General features: G+C 28.7%; 21 protein-coding genes. 13 read left to right on the top strand and 8 right to left on the bottom strand.

Translation table 11 applies throughout. The annotated features are described in order from the left end of the window. The 3 genes from BUB01_RS00405 to BUB01_RS00395 form a co-directional block, all read right to left on the bottom strand. On the bottom strand, nt 1-831 hold the full coding sequence (locus tag BUB01_RS00405; RefSeq protein WP_072984168.1) for an ABC transporter permease: 831 nt from the start codon (nt 829-831) through the stop codon (nt 1-3). Then, nucleotides 824-1,876 carry a spermidine/putrescine ABC transporter ATP-binding protein gene (gene potA, locus BUB01_RS00400; protein ID WP_072984166.1) on the bottom strand — a complete coding sequence of 351 codons (1,053 nt, stop codon included), beginning with the start codon at nt 1,874-1,876 and terminating at the stop codon, nt 824-826. The genes BUB01_RS00405 and potA overlap by 8 nt, the downstream gene beginning before the upstream one ends. 168 nt (nt 1,877-2,044) lie before the next feature. Continuing rightward, nucleotides 2,045-2,584, bottom strand: a complete 540-nt coding sequence (locus tag BUB01_RS00395; RefSeq protein ID WP_072984164.1) for a helix-turn-helix domain-containing protein — start codon at nt 2,582-2,584, stop codon at nt 2,045-2,047. Between the two features lie 545 nt (nt 2,585-3,129). Between BUB01_RS00395 and BUB01_RS00390 the strand changes: the two genes are divergently transcribed. Further along, nucleotides 3,130-4,227, top strand: a complete 1,098-nt coding sequence (locus BUB01_RS00390; protein WP_072984162.1) for a GNAT family N-acetyltransferase — start codon at nt 3,130-3,132, stop codon at nt 4,225-4,227. Between the two features lie 14 nt (nt 4,228-4,241). Here the strand turns inward: BUB01_RS00390 and BUB01_RS00385 are convergent, their stop codons facing one another. Both BUB01_RS00385 and BUB01_RS00380 read right to left on the bottom strand, forming a co-directional pair. After that, nucleotides 4,242-4,583: a hypothetical protein gene (locus BUB01_RS00385; RefSeq protein ID WP_072984160.1), complete on the bottom strand. Its 342-nt coding sequence runs from the start codon at nt 4,581-4,583 to the stop codon at nt 4,242-4,244. 18 nt (nt 4,584-4,601) lie between these two features. Continuing rightward, complete coding sequence (locus BUB01_RS00380) at nt 4,602-4,994, bottom strand: YtxH domain-containing protein (protein WP_072984158.1); 393 nt, start codon at nt 4,992-4,994, stop codon at nt 4,602-4,604. Between the two features lie 313 nt (nt 4,995-5,307). Between BUB01_RS00380 and BUB01_RS00375 the strand changes: the two genes are divergently transcribed. Together BUB01_RS00375 and BUB01_RS00370 are read left to right on the top strand one after the other, a co-directional pair. Next, complete coding sequence (locus BUB01_RS00375) at nt 5,308-6,243, top strand: DMT family transporter (protein WP_072984156.1); 936 nt, start codon at nt 5,308-5,310, stop codon at nt 6,241-6,243. 146 nt (nt 6,244-6,389) lie between these two features. Next, complete coding sequence (locus BUB01_RS00370) at nt 6,390-6,788, top strand: hypothetical protein (RefSeq protein ID WP_072984154.1); 399 nt, start codon at nt 6,390-6,392, stop codon at nt 6,786-6,788. Nucleotides 6,789-6,863: 75 nt separating this feature from the next. Here BUB01_RS00370 and BUB01_RS00365 read toward each other — a convergent pair whose 3' ends face one another. After that, a complete protein-coding gene (locus tag BUB01_RS00365) occupies nt 6,864-9,404 on the bottom strand; it encodes a transglycosylase domain-containing protein (RefSeq protein ID WP_072984152.1) in 2,541 nt (846 codons plus the stop codon). Nucleotides 9,405-9,525: 121 nt separating this feature from the next. On the opposite strand from BUB01_RS00365, the gene yunB reads away from it, so the two are divergent. Next, nucleotides 9,526-10,248 carry a sporulation protein YunB gene (gene yunB / locus BUB01_RS00360; RefSeq protein WP_072984150.1) on the top strand — a complete coding sequence of 241 codons (723 nt, stop codon included), beginning with the start codon at nt 9,526-9,528 and terminating at the stop codon, nt 10,246-10,248. 31 nt (nt 10,249-10,279) lie between these two features. On the opposite strand, the gene hpt is transcribed toward yunB, so the two are convergent. Then, nucleotides 10,280-10,804, bottom strand: coding sequence for a hypoxanthine phosphoribosyltransferase (hpt, locus tag BUB01_RS00355; RefSeq protein WP_072984148.1), 525 nt, complete (start codon nt 10,802-10,804; stop codon nt 10,280-10,282). A 97-nt stretch (nt 10,805-10,901) separates the two neighbouring features. Here hpt and hflX point away from each other — a divergent pair, with 97 nt between their 5' ends. The 6 genes from hflX (at nt 10,902) to BUB01_RS00325 (ending at nt 18,243) form a co-directional block, all read left to right on the top strand. After that, nucleotides 10,902-12,686 (top strand): GTPase HflX, encoded by a 1,785-nt coding sequence (gene hflX / locus BUB01_RS00350; protein ID WP_072984146.1) that lies wholly within the window; start codon nt 10,902-10,904, stop codon nt 12,684-12,686. Nucleotides 12,687-12,945: 259 nt separating this feature from the next. Beyond that, nucleotides 12,946-14,256, top strand: a complete 1,311-nt coding sequence (locus BUB01_RS00345) for an APC family permease (protein WP_072984144.1) — start codon at nt 12,946-12,948, stop codon at nt 14,254-14,256. 162 nt (nt 14,257-14,418) lie between these two features. Next, nucleotides 14,419-15,315 carry a nucleotidyltransferase domain-containing protein gene (locus BUB01_RS00340; protein ID WP_072984142.1) on the top strand — a complete coding sequence of 299 codons (897 nt, stop codon included), beginning with the start codon at nt 14,419-14,421 and terminating at the stop codon, nt 15,313-15,315. A 30-nt stretch (nt 15,316-15,345) separates the two neighbouring features. Further along, nucleotides 15,346-16,755, top strand: a complete 1,410-nt coding sequence (locus BUB01_RS00335) for an aminotransferase-like domain-containing protein (protein ID WP_072984140.1) — start codon at nt 15,346-15,348, stop codon at nt 16,753-16,755. Between the two features lie 4 nt (nt 16,756-16,759). Beyond that, nucleotides 16,760-17,407, top strand: coding sequence for a YigZ family protein (locus BUB01_RS00330; RefSeq protein WP_072984138.1), 648 nt, complete (start codon nt 16,760-16,762; stop codon nt 17,405-17,407). 98 nt (nt 17,408-17,505) lie between these two features. Next, the gene (locus BUB01_RS00325) at nt 17,506-18,243 is read left to right on the top strand and encodes a YebC/PmpR family DNA-binding transcriptional regulator (protein ID WP_072984136.1); all 738 of its coding nucleotides are present in this window, start codon (nt 17,506-17,508) and stop codon (nt 18,241-18,243) included. Nucleotides 18,244-18,289: 46 nt separating this feature from the next. Here BUB01_RS00325 and BUB01_RS00320 read toward each other — a convergent pair whose 3' ends face one another. After that, nucleotides 18,290-18,733: a hypothetical protein gene (locus BUB01_RS00320; RefSeq protein ID WP_072984134.1), complete on the bottom strand. Its 444-nt coding sequence runs from the start codon at nt 18,731-18,733 to the stop codon at nt 18,290-18,292. 159 nt (nt 18,734-18,892) lie between these two features. On the opposite strand from BUB01_RS00320, the gene BUB01_RS00315 reads away from it, so the two are divergent. From BUB01_RS00315 to BUB01_RS00305, 3 genes are all read left to right on the top strand, one after another. Further along, a complete protein-coding gene (locus BUB01_RS00315; protein WP_072984132.1) occupies nt 18,893-20,842 on the top strand; it encodes an early set domain-containing protein in 1,950 nt (649 codons plus the stop codon). A 306-nt stretch (nt 20,843-21,148) separates the two neighbouring features. Then, the gene (locus BUB01_RS00310) at nt 21,149-23,101 is read left to right on the top strand and encodes a chitinase N-terminal domain-containing protein (RefSeq protein WP_072984130.1); all 1,953 of its coding nucleotides are present in this window, start codon (nt 21,149-21,151) and stop codon (nt 23,099-23,101) included. 183 nt (nt 23,102-23,284) lie between these two features. Continuing rightward, the gene (locus BUB01_RS00305; RefSeq protein ID WP_072984128.1) at nt 23,285-23,677 is read left to right on the top strand and encodes an NUDIX hydrolase; all 393 of its coding nucleotides are present in this window, start codon (nt 23,285-23,287) and stop codon (nt 23,675-23,677) included. Nucleotides 23,678-23,716 lie beyond the last annotated feature (39 nt).

Below are 23,716 nucleotides of genomic sequence, written 5' to 3'. Positions count from 1 at the left end.
TTATTCACTTCCTTCCCGTTTAGAATCTTTGTCATACCTAGACATAAGTGCCATAGATATAATTATTATGAACATCATAAAAATAGATAAAGAGGAACCAAAATTCCAATCACCAGTATTAGTGAATTGCTGTTCTATAAGATTACCAATTAACATATATTGACCACCACCAAGTAATCTAGAAATTACGAAGGTTGATACAGCAGGCATAAATACCATTGTTATACCAGACATAACTCCTGGCATAGATAGAGGGAATATAACTTTCCTAAAAACATAATTTCTTTTAGCACCTAAATCATAAGCTGCATTTATGAGGTCTTTATCTATTTTAATAAGAACAGTATATATTGGAATGACCATAAATGGTAAAAAGTTATATACCATACCTAGCATAATTGCAGCATCATTATAAAGAAGATTAAGCGTTGGTAAACCAATAGTATTTAAGACTGTATTTATAAAGCCATTTTTCCCTAAGATAGCCATCCAAGCATAAGTTCTAAGTAAGAAGTTCATCCACATAGGCAATATAAATAGAAGGATTAAAGCATTTCTCTTCTTAATAGGGTATTTAGAAATAATATAAGCAACTGGATAGCCTAAAACTAAACAAATTATTGTAGAAGTTAAAGCTAAATATAAAGATCTACCAAAAACTTTTAAATATAAAGGATGAAATAATCTTTTATAGTTTTCTAAAGAAAATACAAATGAATTGTCAACCTTCTGAGTAAAACTAAAAAACAACACTATAAGTAAAGGGATTACAATAAAAAGGGAGCTCCAAACTATATAAGGATAAGTTGAAATATTACGTTTTTTATTCATTTTCTAAACTCTCTTTTTTCATAATGTGTATTTCATCAGCATAAATGTTCATACCTATAAAGCTATCAGGAGCTGGGCATTTAGTGTTGTGTAATATCCATTTTCTATCGTTTTCCATAACTTCTATTTCATAATGTACACCTTTGAATACTGAAGAGATTACTTTTCCTTTAATCATGCCTTCTTCTTCAGAAACTATAGCAATATCCTCAGGTCTAATAACAACTTGAATTTCTTCATTTTTATCAAATCCCTTGTCAACACAAGTAAAAACTTTATTGCAGAACTTAACTTTAAAATCTTCTAGCATCACTCCAGGAAGTATATTACTTTCGCCTATAAATCTTGCAACAAAAGCATTAGCAGGTTCATTATAAATATCTTCAGGAGAACCTAGTTGTTGAATTTTACCTTTATTCATAACTATTATTGTATCAGACATAGTTAATGCTTCTTCTTGGTCATGTGTTACAAATACGAAAGTTATACCTAATTTCTTTTGTATATTTTTTAGCTCCAATTGCATACCTTTTCTAAGTTTTAGGTCTAAAGCGCCAAGAGGCTCGTCTAGAAGTAAAACTTTAGGTTCATTAACTAAAGCTCTTGCAATAGCAACTCTTTGTTGTTGACCACCACTTAAAGAATCTATATTTCTTTTTTCAAAACCTTCTAATGCAACAAGTTTTAGCATTTCATTAACTTTTTTATCGATAGTATCTTTTGAAAGTTTTTTTATTTTTAAACCAAAAGATATATTTTCATATACATTCATATGTGGAAATAAGGCGTATTTTTGAAATACTGTGTTTATTTGTCTTTCGTTTGGCGGAAGATTATTTATAACATTATTTTCAAAGATTACTTCACCATTATCTGCTGTTTCAAAACCAGCTAATATTTTTAGAGTAGTTGTTTTACCACATCCACTAGGACCTAAAAGGGTTAAAAATTCGTTTCTTTTTATATTAATAGAAAAATTATCTAATATAGTATTTTTTCCGTATTGTTTATATATATTTTTAAGTTCTATAATGTTTTCATCCATAAAAACACCTCTTTCTGTTTATAATGAAACTCCTACTCACTATAGTTCGTATGAGTAAGTTCGCATTAGCCAAATTGAAAATTTGGATGCTTACTTATAATGAAACTCCTACTTATTACATTCGTATGAGTAAATTCGAATAACCAAATTGAAAATTTGGATTCTCATTTAAAATGATGGGGGAGTACTAACCCAGATAACTTTGGCTTGAGTTTTACCTGCATTTGATATATAGTGATTAGCCTTTGGTTTAAAATAAAAGCTTTCTCCCTTACGAACTTTCAAAGTTTTATCTCCTAGGTGAAGATTTATTATTCCAGACAAGACATAGCCGAATTCTTCACCTTCATGAGGTTCTTCTTCAATATAACGTCCATCAGGTTCTAAAGTTATCATAATTGGTTCCATTTCATTTTTTTGAGCATTTGGAACTAACCACATTAAAGAGTATTTTAATTCATCATTTTCTTTTTCAAACATATCATCTTTAGTAAATACTAGCTTTTCTTTGTTATCTTCACTGAAAAATTCAGTTAAATTTGTTCCAAGGATATCTAATATATCTATTAAAGTAGCTATAGATGGAGAGGTTAGGTCATTTTCAAGTTGAGAGATAAACCCTTTAGAAAGTTCACATCTATTAGCTAATTCTTCTTGAGTTAATTGTTTTTCAATTCGTAGTCTTTTAATTTTTTCTCCAATTTGCACATTTTACACCTCACAAACATAATTGTTTTATAAGACATATTGCTGAAAATAATTAATAGAGTATTCTCATCTAGTTTGACTATTTTTTCTTTAATATGCCTAAGTGTTACTAAACCTAAAGTTTAAGTCTACTAAACAAACAAATTAATTATATATAGTTTTATGGGAAAAATCAATATTTATTTTAAAAAAAATATTTTTTTGAAATATTAATTAAATCTAGTCATAAAGTAGGTTTCATATATATTGATTTTAAATTAGTTTACAAAGAATTAGTATAAAATTTAGTATAACTAAATTTTATACTAATTCTAGATTTTTATTTAAAGAATAGAAGTTATAAATATAAAATTTATGTAACTTAATCTGTATTTATAAACATTATTGTACTTTTTCTATATCAAAAAAGTTCTATTATAAAATCTTAATATAGTATATAATTATGGTAAGATTTGAAATTTAGGCAGAAAATGCGATTATAAGGATTAATTATTTTTATTGTATGCCTTGAATTGTAATTAATATAGATAGTTAGGTGAGATTAAATGGACAAGGTTAATGGATTATATAGAAGAGATGGAAAACTAGTTTATATAAAACAACCAGAATTTAAAGATTTGAGTTTTGTTAAAGAATTGTGGTCAGACTATGAAACAATGAAGGAGTTAGGTGGAATTTTTGAATTTCATGAATCTAAATGGGAATTATTTTATAAAAAAATGATAGCTCCAACTGATGGTAAGAATTTTTATTCCCTTATATATAATTATGATAACAAGCCAGTGGGAGAAGTAAGTTTTCATGGTTATGATTCAGCTACAAAAATAGCAAGATTTAACATAAAGGTTCAGAATAAATTTAGAAATAGAGGTTATGGTTCAGAAGCTACGAGACTTATGCTAGAATATTATTTTAATGAATTTGGTGGCAAGGTTATTATGGACACAGTAGTTACGGAAACAGGGAAAAATACTATAGGCAAATTTGGATTTGAAGCCATAAGAAAACACGGAAATGAAATTACTTATAGATTAACAAAGGATGCGTTCTTAAGTATACACAAAACTGAAAAAAGAAGGATTGGTATATTTTTATACGAAGGCTGTGACTTTATGAGTGTGGCTACAGTATATGAAATATTTTCCTTAGCTAACAAAGCTAAGGATGAAGCTTTTGAAGTTTTTACAATAGGTGAGAATGTTGGAAATATAAAGACTTCAGTAGGGGCAGAACTTAATATAAATATTTCATTAAATGATATAGAAAAGCTTGATATATTAGTACTCCCTGCTACAGAAAATATCGAAATTATTTTAAATAATGAAAAAATACAAAAATTTATAAATAATAAGTTTGATAAATTAGAAGTTGTTTTGGGAATAGCTAATGGTGCATTGTTATTAGTTAAATCTGGACTTTTGGAAGGGCTTATGGTTAATATAGATGGAATTTATAGAGATAAATTCAAAGAGAAACTAAACAAAGTAAATTTGTCTGATAAAAGCATAGTAGATAATGGTAGAGTTATACTGGCTAATAATATAAATAATACATTAGATGCAAGTCTTTATATTATAAAGAAGTTATTAGGGGAAGATAAATCTAGGGAAGTTATAGAAATAATAGAAGGAAAAAATAAATAGGTAGCAAAAGCTACCTATTTATTTTTTGAAAAAACTTTTACAATAATATCAATAATGTCTTTTACTGTTTCAAAGTTATTAGTTAAGTTTTCTTTTGCAACTATTACATCAGCTGTGGTTTCAGTAACTACATCACTAACATCTTTAAGGTTTTCACTAACAACAACTATATTCTCAGCAGCCTCAGGTAAAGAGGAGCATAGATTATTAATCTTAGTTTTATTAGACACTATTAAATCATTAATATTATTTATAAGTTTAGTGAATTTTATTAGGGCAATTATTAAAAATATAATAGCTATAGCTAGTAATATTCCTATAAATCCCCAAAAAAGAGTATTTAAATCTATATACATATAATCACCTATTCAAGCTTAGTTATCAGCTTGTACATTTTCAACTACTGATTCTTCATTTATTTCTTTAGTTTCAACAACTTCAGCAGTTTCTTTATTTCTTTTTGTAGCTAAATAAGAAGAAATTTTTTCCTTAGCTTGGCAGACATTTTCTTTTCCAGTTTTAGTTTTTTCAGCTAAATTTTCTTTAGCTTTTGTAGCTGTAGTTTTTATTTCTTCATTGACTTTTTTAGAAGCTTCTATGATATCTTCTCTAGTTTCTTTACCTGATTTTGGAGCAAACAATAGACCAGCCAAAGCACCTATAGCTGTACCTACAGCAGCAGTTGTTGCAGCAGTTTTAACAACTTTAATTTTTTGTTTTCTTTCTTTTTCTTTTCTTTTAGAATTAATTAAATCATTTAATTTCATGTTTGTTCCTCCTTAAGTTTTAACTTAAAATTTGTACTAACTAGTATAAACCTTATCTTATTATAATACTTTAAATAAAGGAATTCAAGGATTAAGTTGGGTAACTTGTAAATAAGGCAAGTTAAAGGTATTATATACTATGAGTGACTATCCAAATTTTTAATTTGGCAGTAGGAACTTACTCATTCGAGTGAATATGAGAAGGAGTTTCATTAAGTGACTATCAAAATTTTTAATTTAGTAATAGGAACTTACTCATTCGAATGAATATGAGAAGGAGTAAGTTAATAATAAAAAAACAGAAGGAGAAAATATGACATCACAATTTTATAAAAATAAAAGGAATGCTATATTAATAGCTATACTTTGTTCAATATTATGGGGAAGTGCTTTTCCGGTTTTAAAAGTAAGTTATGAAGAATTAAATCTTAAAAGCTATGACTTAGCAGGAAAAATTTCTTTAGCAGGATATAGGTTTTTTATAGCATCAATAATTATATTAGTGTTCGCAAGGTATATCTTGAAAATATCATTTAAAATATCCAAAAAAGCTTGGTTTCTAATATTTATTCTAGGTTTAGTGCAAACAGCTCTTAGTTATTTCTTTTTTTATAATGGACTTGGAAATGTTTCAGCTATGCAAGGTGCTATACTTGGGAGTTTAGAAAATTTTTTAGTAGTTATAATAGCTCATTTCTTATACAAGGATGAGAAATTAAATTATAGAAAAATTATTGGACTTTTAACGGGAATTTTAGGAGTGATAATAGTAAACTGGGGTGGTGAAATCAGTACAAGCTTCAGATTTCAAGGTGAGGGCTTTATGATATTATCAGCTATTATGTCAACTGTGGCTACTTTTATGGTTAAAAAGCTTGGCAAAAGTGTAAATCCAGTACTTATGAGTGGTCTACAAATGTTAATAGGTTCTATAATAATGATTATATTGGGTAAAAGTATGGAAAGGCAAAGTCTAATATTTACAGGATATGCATATGGACTTTTAATATACTCAGCATTATTATCATCTATTGCATTTACTCTTTGGTATATGCTTTTAAAGTATAACAAAGCTTCTGAAATAACTTTATTTAGATTTATAATTCCGGTATCAGGTGCATTATTATCAGCCATTATGGTAAAGGGAGAAAATTTAAATTTAAATATAATTATTGCTCTTTTATTAGTATCTAGTGGTATTATTTTTATTAATTATAATAATGATAAAGTTACCATTGAGAAGCAATAAATAATTAAATTTATTTAAAATAATACAATATTAAATTTTGCATTAACAGTAGAACATATGATATTATTATTTAAAATAACCAAAAAACATATGAGAAAATTAAGACTGCTAAATACTTAGCAGTTTTTTTACTAGGAGATGAATAAATGATAAGAATAAGACTAGATAACTTTAAGAATCAAGGAATGATATTTAAGATGTTTGTAGATGAAGAAACTAAAGAGAATAGAATAATAAAGAGATGTTTGTTAGAAGCTAAAGTTTTAAAGAATGCTAAGCAATATCCTTATAATGTTCCTATGAAATATTTGATACCAATTATGAAGAATTTTTCTAGTGATGAAATAAAGGTAGATAAAAGAAGTTTGCTAGAGTTTTTAGAATTTTCAGATGAGTATGATGAAAATTTTTATTATATTCATAAGGCAAATGCCAACTATATGAAAAAGTGGAGAGAAGTTGGGTGTCCTAAAATATATAAGGTTATTATTGATAGTTTAACTTATAAAATAAGTAAAGAAGTTGTATTTGAAAGATTAATATAAATATAATAGAAAAACTAGGGATAAGTAAACTGCTCCCTGTCAATTAGACAAGAGAGCAGTTAGAAGCCCTAGTTTTTAATGTTTTTCATTAGCTGGTGGTTGAGTTTCGGTTCCAGTATTACCGTTATTATTAGTACCATTAGGGTTACCATTTCCACCAGTGCCAGCACCAGAATTGTTATTTCCATTAGTAGGATTGTTATTAGTACCATTATTATTTGTATTAGGTGGTACTGGAGTAACAGGTTCTTGTTTAGGTGAAGGCTTAGAATCATCTTGTTCAGTAGGGACTACATAAGATGCATTTGGATCTGAAGCATATTCTTTCTTTATAAATACTCTGTCTTCTATAAGATCCGCTGGAGTATTTGCATTAGCAAGTTTTCCATTTGACTTATTAATTTTGACAAGTACATGAGCATCACATAGAGCACTTGAATTTCCGCCACCTATAGTAAAATCAGAGGTAATTCTTTGACCTCTAGGGTCTTTAGAACATAAATCAGTAGGCGTTTTCCCGGAATCCATACATACACCAGCTTTAGATATTCCACTAGGTTCAGGAATTTCTTTATATGCAAGCCCTTCATGAGCTTTACCCATTATTAATCCCCAAAGTGGTGTAACAGCAGTTCCACTATGTCCCTTCATCTCACGAGGAACATCATAACCTACCCAAATAGCTGCTGATAAATAAGGTGTTAATCCTGCAAACCAAAGATCTTTATTACCATCAGTAGTACCTGTTTTACCAGCGACTGGTATATCGCCAAGTTTTTCTTTTGCAGGTTTAGCAGAATAATTGTTTACTGGTTCTTTAAGCATATCATATAGTATATATGCAGCTTGCGGTGAAATTACATTTCTAGTCTTAGGTGAATTGGTTAAAATTTCTTGACCATTAAGATCTAATACTTTTGTATATAGTATAGGTTCAGTATAGGTTCCAGAATTACCAAAAGCACCATAGGCTGCAGCCATTAAGTAAGTATTACCACCATCTCTATCTTGTGGTGAGTTATCAAATTGTCCTAATGAAGCAGCTGCAATACTAGTTTTAGATTTATTATTATATTTTAAACCGAATTTTTCTCCATAAGCTATACCATTAGTATAACCTATAGCATCTTCAACCTTTATAGCTATTAAGTTTATAGATTCTCTTAAAGCGACTCTTAAAGTTTTTGTACCAGTAAAGCGTCTGCTTTCATTTTGTGGATTCCAATTAGGATATGTGGCAGCTAGTTTACCAGACAGTGGACTATCTTCCATAGTTGTACCAGGGCCCATTAGCTTCATATCCACAGCAGGACCATAAACAGTTAGAGGTTTAGTTGCGGAACCAATAGATCTTAAATCAGAAAAGGCTCTATTGTTAGATTTAGCACCTTGATTACCACGACCTCCTACCATTGCTTTTACTTCACCGGTTCTATAATCCATTATAGTTGCAGAAGCTTGAAGTAGAGGAACACCATTTTTATCAAATTCATCTACATTCTTAGAGTCTAAATGGATATTAGCTCTATCGTTTAAGGCTGCTTGAGTATAATCTTGAAGATTTTTGTCCATGGTAGTATATATTTGTAGACCACCATTAACTATTAATTTAGTAGCTTGTTCGTCAGTATATTTATATTTTTCTTTTAAGTCTGCAATAACTTGTTTAACAACAGGTCTTGAAAACCATTCGTAATCCATTTTTTGAGATTTTTTAGCAGGATTGAAGGCGAATTTTGTGTTAGCTATATTATAAGTTCCTTCATCTGCTTGCTTTTTCATTTCATTTAAATCATTATTAGCACTATCATATTGTTCTTTTGTTATTTTACCTATATCATACATTTTTTGAATTACAGTTTTTGTTCTATTCAAAAAAGGTGTAGGATTTTTCTTAGAATTTGGTGAAAGAGCATCATAATAACTTGGTGCTTGCGTTATACCAGCTATATAAGCACATTCTAAAAGTGTCAAATCTTTTGCTGGTTTATTAAAATATCTAATAGAAGCTGCTTCTACGCCATAAACCTGTCCGCCAAGCGGAATAGTATTTAAATATGCTTCCATAATTTGTTCTTTAGATAATGATTTTTCAAGATCTAAGGCTAGATAAATTTCCTTAACCTTTCTTTCTAATGTTTGATCATTTGTAAGAACTGTATTTTTTAGAAGCTGTTGAGTTAAAGTAGAAGCTCCTTGAAGACCTTTCTTTCCTGAAATAGCATTTTTTAAGTTTGCAAAAACAGCACCAACCATTCTTTTAGGATCTACACCTTTATGACTATAGAAACGTTCATCTTCAATAGCTACAAAGGCATTTCTTAAATTTTCAGGCATGGCATCATATCCTATAACAAAACGTTGTTCATCTGTTATAACATTATCCATAACGTTATTTTTATTATCAAATAACTTAGATGGTTGATTTAAAGAAAGTACCTTATCAACCTTAAGCTTTGGTGTATTTTTAATTACTGCATATACATATCCAAAGCCTATAACTCCTGATGTTAAAATTAAAAATAATATACTTAATACAATAATTTTAAAAATTTTAAAAGCTTTTTTAGGCTTTGCTTTTTTCTTTTTTTTAACTGTCTTTTTTTGTTCAGTCATGTAAACCTCCTATATTATAAAAAACAAAATGGAAAATACTGGATAAATAATTAAATAATATATTTAATTATAGCATAATAATATAAAGAGTAAATATATTAATCAAAAAGAAGGTGAAAAAGTGTACTATAGTAATAAAAAATTAAGAAATACGAATAAAAAAAGAAAAAAACTTATATATTTTACAAGTTTTGTGATAGTATTATTAACATTATTTGTATGGGTAACTTATTACTTTGACAAAATTATTACACCTACTGTAATGTTAGTTGTATCTACTGAGATGAGAGCTAAAGCAGTAGAGATAATGAATAAAAATGTTTTAGATGTTTATTCAAAGAATTTTAATTATGATGATTTAATAAAAATTGAGAGAGATAAAGATGGGAATGTTATAATGATGCGAGCTGACACATTAAAAATGAATAGTATAGCAAATGAAGTAGCTATAAGATCTCAGAAGGAAATAACAGAGGTTGGATCAATAGGAGTAGATATGCCACTTGGATATATAACAAAAAACAATTTGTTTTCTCATATGGGACCTAAGGTAAAGGTTAAAATGGAACCTGTAGGAATAGTTGAGACAAGTTATGATTCTAGCTTTGAATCTGCAGGTATAAATCAAACTAGACATAAGATATATTTAAATTTTATTTGTAAGATAAATATAGTAATGCCTTTTGCCCACGGAGATGTAGACATTAAGAATATAACTCCAGTTGCAGAAACTGTGATAGTAGGAAGAGTTCCAAATAATCCTTTTAATTTAGATAACATAAATAAAACTTCAAATAATGAAAATAAAAGCTCAAGTTTTAATAATGAAAATAAAAAGAACTAAATAGATGTACTATCCATTTAGTTCTTTCTTTTTAACTTTCCCAATTAAATATATAAGGAACGTTTCTATAGTAATCTCCATAATTTAAGCCATAACCAACAACAAATAGGTCATCAATTTCAAAACAACAATAATCAGGTTTTAAATCTACTTTTCTTCTAGAAGGTTTGTCTAAAAGAGTACAAGTTTTAACAGATTTAGCGCCTAATTTTTTTACATGATTTATAACAAAATCCATAGTTATACCACTATCTATAATGTCATCTACAATTAAAACATCTAAACCTTCTATATTATCAGGGATATCATTTACAACTTTAACTTTACCAGAGCTTGTCTCTTCATTTCCGTAACTTGAAGTTGTCATAAAACCTATTTGAGCCTTTATATCTATAGCCCTAACTAAATCAGCTGTGTAAATAAAACTACCTCTAAGTAATGAAAGTACATAAAGGTTTTTATCTTTGTAATCATCTGCAATTATTTGGCCAAGTTCTTTTATTTTATCTTGAATTTTTTTTTCGTCAAGTATAATATTACGCTTCTTATTGTCCATGAGTTACCTCCTAAAATATATGTATTTGAACGTATTTACTTTTATCTTACCATAGTATAGAATTAATCTAAAGTTGTCAAGAAAGTTAGGTGATATTATGATAAATGGAAATATAGAAGGTGTTAAGAATTCTTTTCTAAGTGAGTTGGAGGGGATTTATGATATAAAGGTTCCTAAAGATTCTGTTTGTACTAAAGAAATAATGGATATTATAGTTAGAATTTCGGCTCATATAGAAAGGGAAATAAGCGTTGGAATAGATAGAAAAGGAAAGATAATAAGTGTAGCTATAGGTGATAGTACGAGTGTTGAAGTACCTATAATAGATATAAGTGAAAAGAAACTTTCTGGGGTTAGGATAATTCATACTCATCCAAATGGAAATTCAACATTATCTTCACTAGATATATCAGCACTTATTAAATTAAAATTAGATCTTATAATGGCAATAGGTATAGAAGATGACAAAATGAAAGATGTATCTATTGGTTTTTGTATGGTTGAAAATAATAAGTTAATTGCAGAAGAACATGGAAATTTATCCTTTGATAAGGTAATGAGCTTAAATACTTTAGATAAGATAAATCATATAGAACAATTAATAAAACAAAATGAGGTAGAAGAAGATATTAGTGAGAAGGCTATTTTAGTTGGAGCTGATACAGAAGAGAGCTTGGAAGAACTTAGTGAACTTGCTAGTGCTTGCAATATACCAGTACTTCAAAAAGTATTTCAAAAGAGAAATAAAATAGATCCAGCCTTTTTTATAGGAAGAGGTAAGGTTTTAGAGATAGCAATGCTTAGGCAAACTCATAGGGCAAATGTAATTATATTTGATGATGAGCTTTCAGGTTCACAAGTTAGAAATCTAGAGCAAGCAATAGGAGCAAAGGTAATAGATAGAACAACTCTTATCCTTGAGATATTTGCAACTAGAGCTAAAACAAGAGAATCCAAGATACAAGTAGAGCTTGCTCAACTTAAATATAGAAGTTCAAGGCTTATGGGTCTTGGGACTGTTTTATCAAGAACTGGTGGAGGAATTGGAACAAGAGGACCAGGAGAAAAAAAACTTGAAACAGATAGAAGACATATAAAGGAAAGAATATATGATTTAAGTGATGAACTTAAAAAGATTAAAAAAATAAGAGAGACACAAAGAGAAAAAAGAAATAAGGAGAGTTTACCACAGATAGCATTAGTAGGATATACTAATGCTGGTAAATCAACATTAAGAAATAAGATTTGTGATTTTTCATCATCTAGAGATTTACAAGGAAAAGAGAAGGTTTTTGAAGCTAATATGCTGTTTGCAACATTAGATACAACCACAAGGGCAATTAATCTTTTAGATAATAGAGTAGCTACACTAACAGATACAGTAGGTTTTGTTAGAAAATTACCTCACGAATTAGTTGAAGCCTTTAAATCAACTTTAGAAGAGGTTATATTTGCTGATCTTTTATGTCATGTAGTAGATGCATCATCGCCTTATGCTATGGAGCAAATATCTGCTGTAGAAGAAGTTTTAAAAGAGCTTGGAGTAACTGATAAACCTATACTTTTGATTTTAAATAAAATAGATGCAGCAGACGAAGCAAATTTAGAAAAACTTAGACTAGAAAATGCAAATTATAAGGTAGTCGAAATATCTGCGCGTGAAGGAATAAATTTAGATGGATTATTAAATACTATAAGCAATAATCTACCATATACCTTAAAAACTGTAGAACTACTTATTCCTTATAGTGATCAACAAGTAGTAGCGTTTATGCACAGAAATGCTAAGGTTTTAGAAGAAGAGTATAGGGATATGGGAACTTATATTAAGGCTGATGTAGATGACGAAATTTATAATAAATGCAATAACTTCATTCTTTAGGGTTTGTACACCTATAAGTAAGCATCAAAATTTTAATTTGGCAAGTGCGAACTTACTCATTCCAATTAATATGATAAGGAGTTTCCTACTAAAAGCGTTTTAAATAAAATTAAATTTTAAAAGTGGTGTTTTAGTGATTTATTTACTAAAATATCGCTTTTTTTATTTTGATAAAATATTAATGTTATATTTTTTAAAATGTTGATTTATTAATAAAATGTGGTTAAAATAATAAAAAGTAATTTAAGGAGTGATTTTTTTGAACAAAACAAAAGATGAAAAATTAGAAAAAAACCTAGGACTGTTTAATGCTATTACTATTGTTATTGGAGTTGTAATAGGTTCAGGTATATTTTTTAAGCCTACAATAGTGTTTAAAAATGGTGGAAGTCCAACACTAGGTATAGGTGCTTGGATTGTAGGTGGACTTATAACTATGGCATCAGGTCTTACAATTGCTGAAATTGCAGCAGCAATACCTAAAACAGGAGGGATTTTTGTATATTTAAAGGAGTTATATGGAGAAAGAATAGCTTTTTTGTTTGGATGGGTACAGACTGTAATATATATACCAGGAGCGTTAGCGGCGCTAGTTATAGTATTAACTACTCAAATAACAGTATTTATTCCATTAACCATTCCGGAGCAGAGAATAGTTGCTATAGTTTTGCTAATATTTATGGCCACAATGAATGTTATATCTAGTAATTTAGCTAAAAATATACAAGGCATAGTAACTATAGCTAAATTATTACCAATCGTAATTATAGTTATATTAGGTTTAATTAAAGGTCAAACTCAGGGATTAACTATGGAAACATCTGCTACAGTTAGTGGTTTTGGAACCGCTATACTTGGAACACTTTGGGCTTATGATGGATGGGTTAATGTAGCTAATATGGCTGGGGAATTTAAGAGACCTGAAAAGGATATTCCAAAATCTATTATACTAGGAATATTAATAACGATAATAGTTTATGTTGCTTTTAATTTAGCTATAATAAAAATACTTCCGTTTGAGCATGTTATAAACTCTACGACACCAGCTTCTGATGCAGCGACTATATTATTTGGTAATTTTGGGTCTAAGTTTATAGCAATAGGTATATTAATATCAATAATAGGAGCTATAAATGGATATATGCTTACAGGCACAAGAATTCCATATGCTATGGCACAGGATAATTTGTTACCTGGAAGTAAATATCTTGCAAAGGTGAATAAAAAGTCAGCAGCTCCAATTTATTGTAGTATATTAGAAGTTATTTTAGCAATATTATATATTATATCTGGTTCATTTGACATGTTAACAAATTTAATTATGTTCGTTGCGTGGATATTTTTCCTTATGACTATAATAGGAATCTTTATATTTAGAAGAAAATTTAAAGATATAGAAAAAGGATATACAGTTCCTTTATATCCAATAATACCAATTTTAGGGATATTAGGTGCTTTATATATAATAGTAAGTACATTTATAAGTAACACGAATTATGCTATAAGTGGAGTGGTAATAACTTTATTAGGATTACCTATATATGGTTATAGTAAAAGAAAAAATAGATAAAATGATTTTATTGGGTATATTCAATAACAAGAATATACCTTTCTTATATATGATAGTTACCATTTAAAAAAGAAATTGTAGAAATAATTATATAGTTGTTAAAAATAATGTTAAGTCGTATAATTGAGGTTAATAAAAATAATAATTTGGGGGGAATAGGCTTTGAATAGCAATATTATTAAGTATCAAAATGCATTTAATTCATTAATACAAGCTTTAAAAAAGAATCAAAGTGTATTAGCAGTTACAGTTTTTGGGAGTATGATTACAGGAGACCTTTGGGATGAGTCAGATATCGATTTATTTGTAATAGTAAATCAAGACTTTAAAGGAATAAAAAATATATACGGAGAAGAAAAAACAGTAGAAGTACATATAAAGATGCTTAGTAAAGAAGAATTTTTAAATTTTCATGAATCAAATTTAAGTGGGGATACCCTTCATAGAAAGTTTTTTTCGTCAAAGCTTATATTTTCAAAAGATAATAAAATCACAGACAAGTTTAATACGTTTAAATATTATAAGGATGTAGATAGAGAAAGATGGAATCTTGTTTATTTAAGTGCATTAATGAAAAGTATCAGCGAGTGCAAAAAGTACATGCATAATGGCAAGGTTTATAGTATTTATCCGTTAGTTTTAAAAGCAATAGATGATTATTCAAGATTATATTTGAATTTCAATGGTTATATTGTAAATAAAGACTGTATATCTATGACGACAAATTTAGATGATAGTTTTAAAGAAATAGTAGATAGCATTTTTGATAATAGTATAAATAGTGTAGATACATTTAAAAGAATAGTAGAGTATCTTGATAATTATATAGATATGAATATTACTAATTGTTCAAACGTACTTATAAATTATATTAAAAATAAAAATATTTATATAAGTTCTAGGGAACTTATAGAGGATAGCTTTTTTAGAGATTTTAAGATAGACATGGAAGGACTTCTAGTGGAGCTTAGTAGGAGAGGACTATTACAGAAGAAGGGACGCGATTATCTATTAGATGATGGTAAAAAGCTTATAAATGAAAATGTATATAAAATTTAAGAAAAACATTTTTTACTTGGAGGATAAAATATGCAAAAGTATTATATGACTTTTTCTGATGAATGTCCTAAATATATTCAAATAGCTAATAATATAAGGAAACTTATAGAACAAGAAATTTTGGCGGATGGAGAAAAGCTTCCTTCAATAAGAGAACTAGCAAAATTTTTAAAGGTAAACAAGGATACAATAATATCTGCGTATAAACTTCTATCACAGGAAGGTGCAGTAGTTCAAATTTTAGGTAGCGGAAGTTATGCTAAAAAGAAAGAGATAATTAGAAGTTTTAAAAAGGAATATAGAGAAACATTTAAAAAATTAACTTCTGGAGGATTAAAGGAGTGGATTGACTTTACTGGGGAAACAACATCTGCTAATTTTGTACCAGTTAATAATCTTAAAAAAGCTATTAATGAAGTTTTAGATAGGGATGGTGCAGAAGCTCTTATATACCAAGATGTAATGGGATATGAAAAATTAAGAGATTCTATAAATGATAGGTTTTGGAATAATGAGGTTTCATTAGATAATATATTAATAGTTTCTGGAGCTCAACAAGGTATTGATATAATATCTAAATCACTAATAAATGTAAATGATAATGTAGCTATAGAGAAACCAACATATATTGGAGCACTAAATGTTTTTAAATGGAGAAAAGCCAATATTATAGAGATTCCTATGGAGGAAGATGGCGTTAATATAAAACTTTTTGAAAAGATATTAAAAAGATATAAAATAAAATGTTTTTATATGATGAGTTATTTTCAGAATCCTACTGGGATAACATATTCAAAAGAAAAAAAGAAAAAGCTTTTAGAACTTTCTTTAAAATATGATTTTTATATAATAGAAGATGATTATCTATCGGAGTTGATTTATGATGATAGTATAGAGTATTATCCTATAAAAAAAATGGATGATCATAACAGGGTTATATATATAAAAAGTTTTTCTAAAATATTTTTACCAGGTATAAGAATGGGGTATATAATAACGCCAGATGAATTTAGAGAAAGTTTTCAAATATCGAAGAGCAATACAGATATATCTACATCAAGTCTTATGCAACGATCTTTAGAAGTATATATATCTAAAGGTTATTGGACTAATCATATGGAGTATATAGAAAAAGAATATCATTCTAGATATATACTTATGAAAACTATATTAGAAAATGAGCTTAAGGATTTGGTGGATTTTATAGATCCTAAGGGTGGATTAAGTTTTTATATTACAATTAAATCTGAAGTTAACAAGAACTCTAAAGAACTTTTTTACATCTTAAGGGAAAAAAATACGTTTATAACTCCTGGAGTGATGTTTTACAAAAATAGTAAGGATGGAGAAAATACTTTCAGATTAGGTTTTTCACAGGTTAGTTCAGAAAAAATAATAGAAGGATTAGAAAATATATATCAGGGATTAAAAGGTAGGTAAATAAATGAGTTATTTAACAGTTAAAACTACAGCTGAAGACAGCTTTGAAGAAAAGAAATCTCTTTTCATAGGATACGTAAAAAGAGTAAGTACAGAAGAAGAGGCTAAGGAGTTTGTAGCAGCTATAAAAAGTAAACATAAAGATGCAACTCACAATTGCTCAGCTTATGCTGTAGGAGAAAATTTAAATATTCAAAGATATAGTGATGATGGAGAACCACAAGGAACTGCGGGGATACCTATATTAGAGGTAATAAAGAAAAATGGAATTACAGATTGTGCTATAGTTGTAACAAGATATTTTGGAGGAATACTTTTAGGGGCTGGAGGACTTACAAGGGCTTACACTAAAGGAGCAGCTATAGCTATTAAAGCTTCTGGCATAGTAGAGAAGGTTAGGGGGATTAGGTTAGGAATAAGTATGAATTATGACCTTTTAGGAAAGGTTCAATATATATGTGGAGAGAATAATTGGCATATAGAAGAGGTGGAGTATACAGATGAAGTCAAACTTTATATATTAGCTGATATGGATTCTTCAGAAGTTATTTGTAAAGAGTTAATAGAACGCACAAATGCTAAGATTATAATAACAAAGGATAAGGAAGATATATACTTTAAACAAGAAAATAGGCTTTATGCAAACATTTAGTTTTGAAAGTTGAATAGGTAAAAGCCCTGTGTTATAATGGAAAAGTGTTTATAAAGTAACAATTAAAACTTCATATACAGAGATTAGGAGGAAGAAAGATGTCAGGACATTCAAAGTGGCATAATATCCAAGCAAAAAAAGGTAAAATGGATTCTAAAAGAGGTAAAGTTTTTACTAAAATAGGTAAAGAACTTATGATGGCAGTAAAAAATGGCGGAGGTAACTTAGATACCAATGCTAGACTTAGAGATGTGGTTGCAAAAGCAAAAGCTGCAAATATGCCAAATGATAACATACAAAGAGCTATAAAGAAAGCTTCTGGAGAACTAGGAGCAGTTAATTTTGAAACTATAGTATACGAAGGTTATGGTCCATCTGGAGTAGCTGTTATAGTTGAAACATTAACTGATAACAAGAATAGATCAGCAGGAAACGTAAGAAGTGCTTTCACTAAAGGTGGTGGAAACATGGGAACTTCAGGGTGTGTAGGATTCATGTTTCAACAAAAAGGTGAAATAATAATAGAAAAAGAAGATCAAGATGAAGATGAATTAATGATGATGGCATTAGATGCTGGAGCAGAGGACTTCTCAGCAGAGGATGAAGTTTTCGTAATAACTACAGCACCAGAAGATTTTGGTACAGTTAGAGAAGCTTTAGAAGAAAAAGGAATGGAATTCTTAGAGGCCGAAGTTAAGATGATTCCTGATACTTATACTGAGATAAATGAAGAAGATGCAAAGAAATTTCAAAAAATGCTTGACTTATTAGAAGATGATGATGATGTTCAAAATATATGGCATTCAGCTGAATTCCCAGAAGGTTGGGAAGGTTAGTATTAATATAAAAAAACACTTTATAGTAGAACTATAAAGTGTTTTTTTATACTGATTTTGCGCCAGATGTAAAACTTTCTATGCTTTCATGGGAGATAACATCTTGAATCATAGAATTTAATTTATCAATGTCAGTAGTAGCCTTTATTTCCTTTTCTAAAGAAGTAGAATCTAAATTGCCATATTTATTTTTCAAAAGATTTATTAAAATATTTTGTATTTCAATAAGAGTAGTTTTAGCAGAGGTAGTTAGAGCTTGCTCCATAGCTTTTTCAAAACCAGATAGGACAGAGTTACCATTTGCGCGAGAAGCTATAGCTGCTATAGCTGTAATTTCTATTATCTGAAGTACTTGAGTTTCTGCAGTACAAACTAGTATCTGAGCAATTTTGTCTATAGACCCGTTATCGATAAGTTCTTCTACTGCCCCAACTATACCTTTTCGTAAGCCCTTTTCTACAGATTTTTCAATATCATGTTCCATGCTCATTACAATTACCCCAATAAGAATTAAATAACATTATAAATATATTAAAAAGAAAAAATAAAAATTACTAAAAAATAATTTAATATAGTTATAGAGGTTATTGAAAACAATTACAAAATATGTTAATATGTATACGAATTATTTAATGGGGGGGTGCTTTTTATGAGTAGAAGCGCAAGATTAATTGTAAAATTAGTAGTGGCTACAATGATAATTGCAGAAGTATCACCGAATGTTGGACAAGCGATGGCTCAAACTAAAGAAGACAAAACAATAAAAACAGGAGTTAACGCCCTAGCAAATACTACAGGTGTACCAGCTAGTGGAATGTTAAGTAAGGATAAGTGGGATGGAGAAGCAGACTATACCATAACTATGAATTTATGGTATGGGAATAATGCTGATAGTTGGCGTCTTTATGAAAACGGAAAGTTAATTTTAGAAGAAAACTTAATTAACAATTCACCAAATCCACAAAAGGCACAAATGAGTTTTAAGGATAAGCCTAATGGAGAATATATTTATACTGCAGAACTTATTAATAGTTTTGGAAAGACAGTGATTCAAAGTTCAGTGTCCCATAAAGTAACTAAAAATGAAGTGAAGCTAGATATTAATCTTCCAGATAAAGCAGTAGGATTGCCAGCAGTGGGATATAAACTTATAAGTGAAGATGAATCAACTATACAATGGGCATTATATATTGCAAATCCTAACAAATCTTATATATGGGCTGGAAAGGATTTTTCAAGTTGGGGATTAAGCTTTAATACTTCAGCTAAAATATTATCAGTAGAAAATGCATCTTCGTTTACTCAGGATGCAAATAATGTGACTATTAATTTAAAGCAGGATGATCAACTAATACCATTAAATACAACTAAAGTTTTTATAGTTAAAGCTAAAAAAGAAGGAAAAAATATAGAACCTACCAATATAAAGCCAAATCAATTTAGAGGTAATGTTATATATCCAGAATATTCAAAGTTACCACCAACTTGGGAAAAGGGAAAAAAGGATTTAAAAATAACGGATTTAATAGCAAATACTGAAGATTATTATAATACAAAAATTAATACTAATACTGGAAATAAACTTATAACTTATAATCCGAGCCATAATACTCAATTAGTAATAGGATTGCCTAATTCTATGCCAATGCCAGTTAATGGTGTAAAGGGGTTAAAAATTTGGATGCCATCTAAATATTTAGCTATGGGAATAGGAACAGATCAAGAATTATTTAAATTTAATCCAAATTTTTTAGTAGGATTATCTATAAAAGAAAATTTTACTTGTGGGTTAGCACCTATTGAATCAGGATATAGTGAAAATAAAGTAATGGTGGATGGCAAGCTTTGGTCTTGGCCTATTCAGAAAAAACATCCAGATGGACCTTTCCAACAGGAGAAGGGAAACTTTAATGAGGTAAAGAAGCAGTATGTAGATTATTTAGGTGATACTGCAGAACATGAGAATTTTGTAACTTTAAAAACTGGAGAACCAGATGATTCTTCATATGTTACATCTGCCATAAGTTCAGGTATATCATTAACTTTAACTAGAGAGTTTTTAAATGCTATTCCTAAAAATAGATTTGATGAATTTATAAAGGGAGCAAAGGATCCATGGGCAGAATTTGTATTAGTGGATAATGCATATAATAGAGGAGTTTATGGATTGCTTCAAAGAAATTTATTTACTACTAATAGAGAAAAGGCTATGAATAGTACTGATATAAACAAGGATTTTGATTTATCAGGTTTTGCAAGTCATATTGAAACAATAAGAAATATAATAACTCAAATGGATAATGAGAAAGATAATATATATGATGCGAAATTGACAAAGGAAGAAGTGGATAATTATTTAAAAGAATTAAGAAATTTTTATAAAAAAGGAACACCTACAGATGCAGAATGGAATGCAATGGTTAATGATGTTCATAATACATTTGATTTATTGTCCAAGCATTGGGGTGACAATACAATTTCTTATAGATATGATTTTTTAACAATATTAAGGGTAGCAAAAGCATATTTACCAAATCCAATGAATCCAGGTCCATCAGGTCCTTCTTGGGTTGAACAGGTAAATGGTGGAAATAGATAGAAATTTTTAAAAGCCATTTATATTTTATAAATGGCTTTTTTAACTAACTTTAACATTATGCTACTTAGCAAATAGTTAATATATAATTTTTAATAAATAATTATATATTAATGATTTTTTGAACAGTTAATAATTTAAATTTAGAAGTTCATTGAAATAAGTATATACTATTAACTATGTGTTTATTTGGAAATAGGGGTTAAAGCTATAAAAATAAAACATAAGAAAAAGTTATTACATATATTGAAAATGTTTACAATAAGTGCTATTATTTAGTTGAATTATTTAATAAGGAGGCGTTTTTTTATGAGTAAAAGCGCAAGGTTAATTGTAAAGTTAGTAGTAGCTACCATGATTATGACAGAAGTATCACCTAGTGTGGTACAAGCTATGGCTCAAACCAAGGATAATTCTAAAGAGACAAGTACTATTGTTAGTGCAGTTTCAAATACAACTGGAGCACCAGCAGTTTCTACACTTACAAAGGATGCTTGGAATGGAGAAACAGATTATACTATAAGTATGAGTTTATGGTATGGAAATAATGCAGATAGTTGGCGACTTTATGAAAACGGAAAATTAGTATGGGAAGAAAAACTAGTAAATAATTCACCTAATGCACAAAAGGCAGAAAAACAATTTAAAAATAAATTAAATGGAGAGTATGTGTATACGGCAGAACTTATTAATAGCTTTGGAAAAACTATGAGTCAAAATTCAATTACTCATAAAGTAACTAAAAATGAGAATAAGATAGATATTGTTTTGCCAGATAAAGCAGTAGGTCAGCCAGCGGTAGGATATAAAGTAGTAGACGAAAATGAGGATACAGTACAATGGGCAGTTTATATTGCTAACCCTAATAAATCGTATATATGGGGAGGTAATGATTTTTCAAGTTGGGGATTAAGTTTTAATACATCAGCTCAAATATTAGAAGTGGCAAATGCAGCTTCTTTTAAGCAGGATGGAAATAATGTAACAATAAATTTAAAACAAGATGAGCAATTAATACCGTTAAATACAAGTAGAGTATTTATTGTAAAGGCAAAAAAGGATGGAAACAGTATAAATCCTACTAATATAAAACCTAATCAATTTAGAGGAAATGTAGTATATCCTGAATATGCTAAGTTACCATCAACTTGGGAAAAAGGTAAGAAAGATTTAAAAATAAGTGATTTAGTAGCAAATGAAAATGAATATTATAATAATGATGTTAAGACTAATACAGGGAATAAGCTTATAACTTATAATCCAAGTCACCCAACACAAATAGTTATTGGACTACCTAAAAAAATGCCTATGAAGGTTAATGGTTATAATGATCTTAGAATATGGATGCCTTCAAAATATTTAGCTATGGGAATTGGGACAACAGAAGAGTTATTTAAATTGAATCATAATTTTTTGGTTGGTTTATCAATAAAAGAGAATTGCACCTGTGCATTAGTACCACCTGCAGCTGGAGAAACAGCAAATCCAGTAATGGTTGATGGACAACAATATTATTGGCCTATTCAAAAGAAACATCCAGACGGACCTTTCCAACAAGAAGCAGGAAATTTTAATGAAGTTAAAAAACAATATGTAGATTATTTAGGAGATTCAGCAACACATGATGATTTTGTAACTTTAAAAACAGGAGAAGTAGATGATCCATCATATACTACAGCAGCGTTAAGTTCTGGAATATCTATAACATTGACTAGGGAATTCTTAAATGCTATTCCAAAGAATAAATTTGACGAATTTTTAAAAGGGGCTAAGGATCCATGGGCAGAATTTGTTTTAGTTGATAATGCTTATAACAGAGGAGTTTATGGATTGCTTCAAAGAAATTTATTTACAGACAATAGGGAAAAGGCTATTAATAGTACTGATATAAATAAAGATTTCAATTTATCTGGTTTTGCAAATCATATAGAGAATATAGAAAATATAATAACTCAAATGGATAATGAAAAAGATAATATATATGATGCAAAATTAACTAGGGAAGAGGTAGATAATTATCTAAAAGAGTTAAGAAAGTTCTATAAAAAAGGAACACCTACAGATACAGAATGGGATGCAATGGTTAATGATGTTCATAAAGCATTTGATTTGTTGTCCAAGCATTGGGGAGATAATACAATTTCGTACAGATATGACTTCTTAACAATAGTAAGAGTTGTAAAATCATATTTACCAAATCCGATTAATCCAGGACCATCAGGCTCTACTTGGGTAGAACAAGTGAATGGAGGAAATAGATAAAATTAGAAAAGCCATTTATATGAGTATAGATGGCTTTTTTTAGAATTAATTTGAATATAAAAAGAAATTATAGATGTTTATAAAATAATTGACTTTAAACATGGATAAGTAATTTGCAAATAGAGGTTATTTAATTATATAATATAAATTAGGAAATATTTATAATTATATGGAGGAACTAGTATGTCAAAGATTATTGGAGCTCAGGTTATAATTAGAGACAATTTTAATAGTGTCTTAGTAATACAAAGAAAGGTCAAAAAAACAGAACCTAAGTTATGGGATATTTTTAGCAGAACTTTAAAGGGAAAAGAAACAACTGAAAAATGTGCAAATAGAACAATAAAAGAAGATCTTAAGACTATAATATTTGATTTAGAACCTTTTAGAGAATATATTGTAAATGAAGAGACTGGAGATACTGTAATGGTATACATGGGTTATGTAAAGGAAAGAATAGTGTGTCATGATAATATTGTTGCAAATAAGTGGATATCTAAAAAAAATATAAGTGAATATGAGTTTACACCTATGGCAAAAAATATTTTAACTGACTTTTTTGAAAGTAATAAATAATATACATAAAGATAGAAGTTTAGGATAAAATCTTAGACT

Origin of the sequence: Clostridium cavendishii DSM 21758 (genome assembly GCF_900141845.1) — a bacterium.
Taxonomy (GTDB): Bacteria; Bacillota; Clostridia; order Clostridiales; family Clostridiaceae; genus Clostridium_AG; species Clostridium_AG cavendishii.
Note: the sequence above shows the minus strand (reverse complement) of the source record. Positions and strands in the feature narration are given on the sequence as shown.

Excerpts from the sequence above, each read along its gene's own strand:
- BUB01_RS00405 (WP_072984168.1), bottom strand. The coding sequence starts at position 831 with ATGAATAAAAAACGTAATATTTCAACTTATCCTTATATAGTTTGGAGC.
- potA (WP_072984166.1), bottom strand. The coding sequence starts at position 1,876 with ATGGATGAAAACATTATAGAACTTAAAAATATATATAAACAATACGGA.
- BUB01_RS00390 (WP_072984162.1), top strand. The coding sequence starts at position 3,130 with ATGGACAAGGTTAATGGATTATATAGAAGAGATGGAAAACTAGTTTAT.
- BUB01_RS00385 (WP_072984160.1), bottom strand. The coding sequence starts at position 4,583 with ATGTATATAGATTTAAATACTCTTTTTTGGGGATTTATAGGAATATTA.
- BUB01_RS00380 (WP_072984158.1), bottom strand. The coding sequence starts at position 4,994 with ATGAAATTAAATGATTTAATTAATTCTAAAAGAAAAGAAAAAGAAAGA.
- BUB01_RS00375 (WP_072984156.1), top strand. The coding sequence starts at position 5,308 with ATGACATCACAATTTTATAAAAATAAAAGGAATGCTATATTAATAGCT.
- BUB01_RS00370 (WP_072984154.1), top strand. The coding sequence starts at position 6,390 with ATGATAAGAATAAGACTAGATAACTTTAAGAATCAAGGAATGATATTT.
- BUB01_RS00365 (WP_072984152.1), bottom strand. The coding sequence starts at position 9,404 with ATGACTGAACAAAAAAAGACAGTTAAAAAAAAGAAAAAAGCAAAGCCT.
- hpt (WP_072984148.1), bottom strand. The coding sequence starts at position 10,804 with ATGGACAATAAGAAGCGTAATATTATACTTGACGAAAAAAAAATTCAA.
- hflX (WP_072984146.1), top strand. The coding sequence starts at position 10,902 with ATGATAAATGGAAATATAGAAGGTGTTAAGAATTCTTTTCTAAGTGAG.
- BUB01_RS00335 (WP_072984140.1), top strand. The coding sequence starts at position 15,346 with ATGCAAAAGTATTATATGACTTTTTCTGATGAATGTCCTAAATATATT.
- BUB01_RS00330 (WP_072984138.1), top strand. The coding sequence starts at position 16,760 with ATGAGTTATTTAACAGTTAAAACTACAGCTGAAGACAGCTTTGAAGAA.
- BUB01_RS00325 (WP_072984136.1), top strand. The coding sequence starts at position 17,506 with ATGTCAGGACATTCAAAGTGGCATAATATCCAAGCAAAAAAAGGTAAA.
- BUB01_RS00320 (WP_072984134.1), bottom strand. The coding sequence starts at position 18,733 with ATGAGCATGGAACATGATATTGAAAAATCTGTAGAAAAGGGCTTACGA.
- BUB01_RS00315 (WP_072984132.1), top strand. The coding sequence starts at position 18,893 with ATGAGTAGAAGCGCAAGATTAATTGTAAAATTAGTAGTGGCTACAATG.
- BUB01_RS00310 (WP_072984130.1), top strand. The coding sequence starts at position 21,149 with ATGAGTAAAAGCGCAAGGTTAATTGTAAAGTTAGTAGTAGCTACCATG.
- BUB01_RS00305 (WP_072984128.1), top strand. The coding sequence starts at position 23,285 with ATGTCAAAGATTATTGGAGCTCAGGTTATAATTAGAGACAATTTTAAT.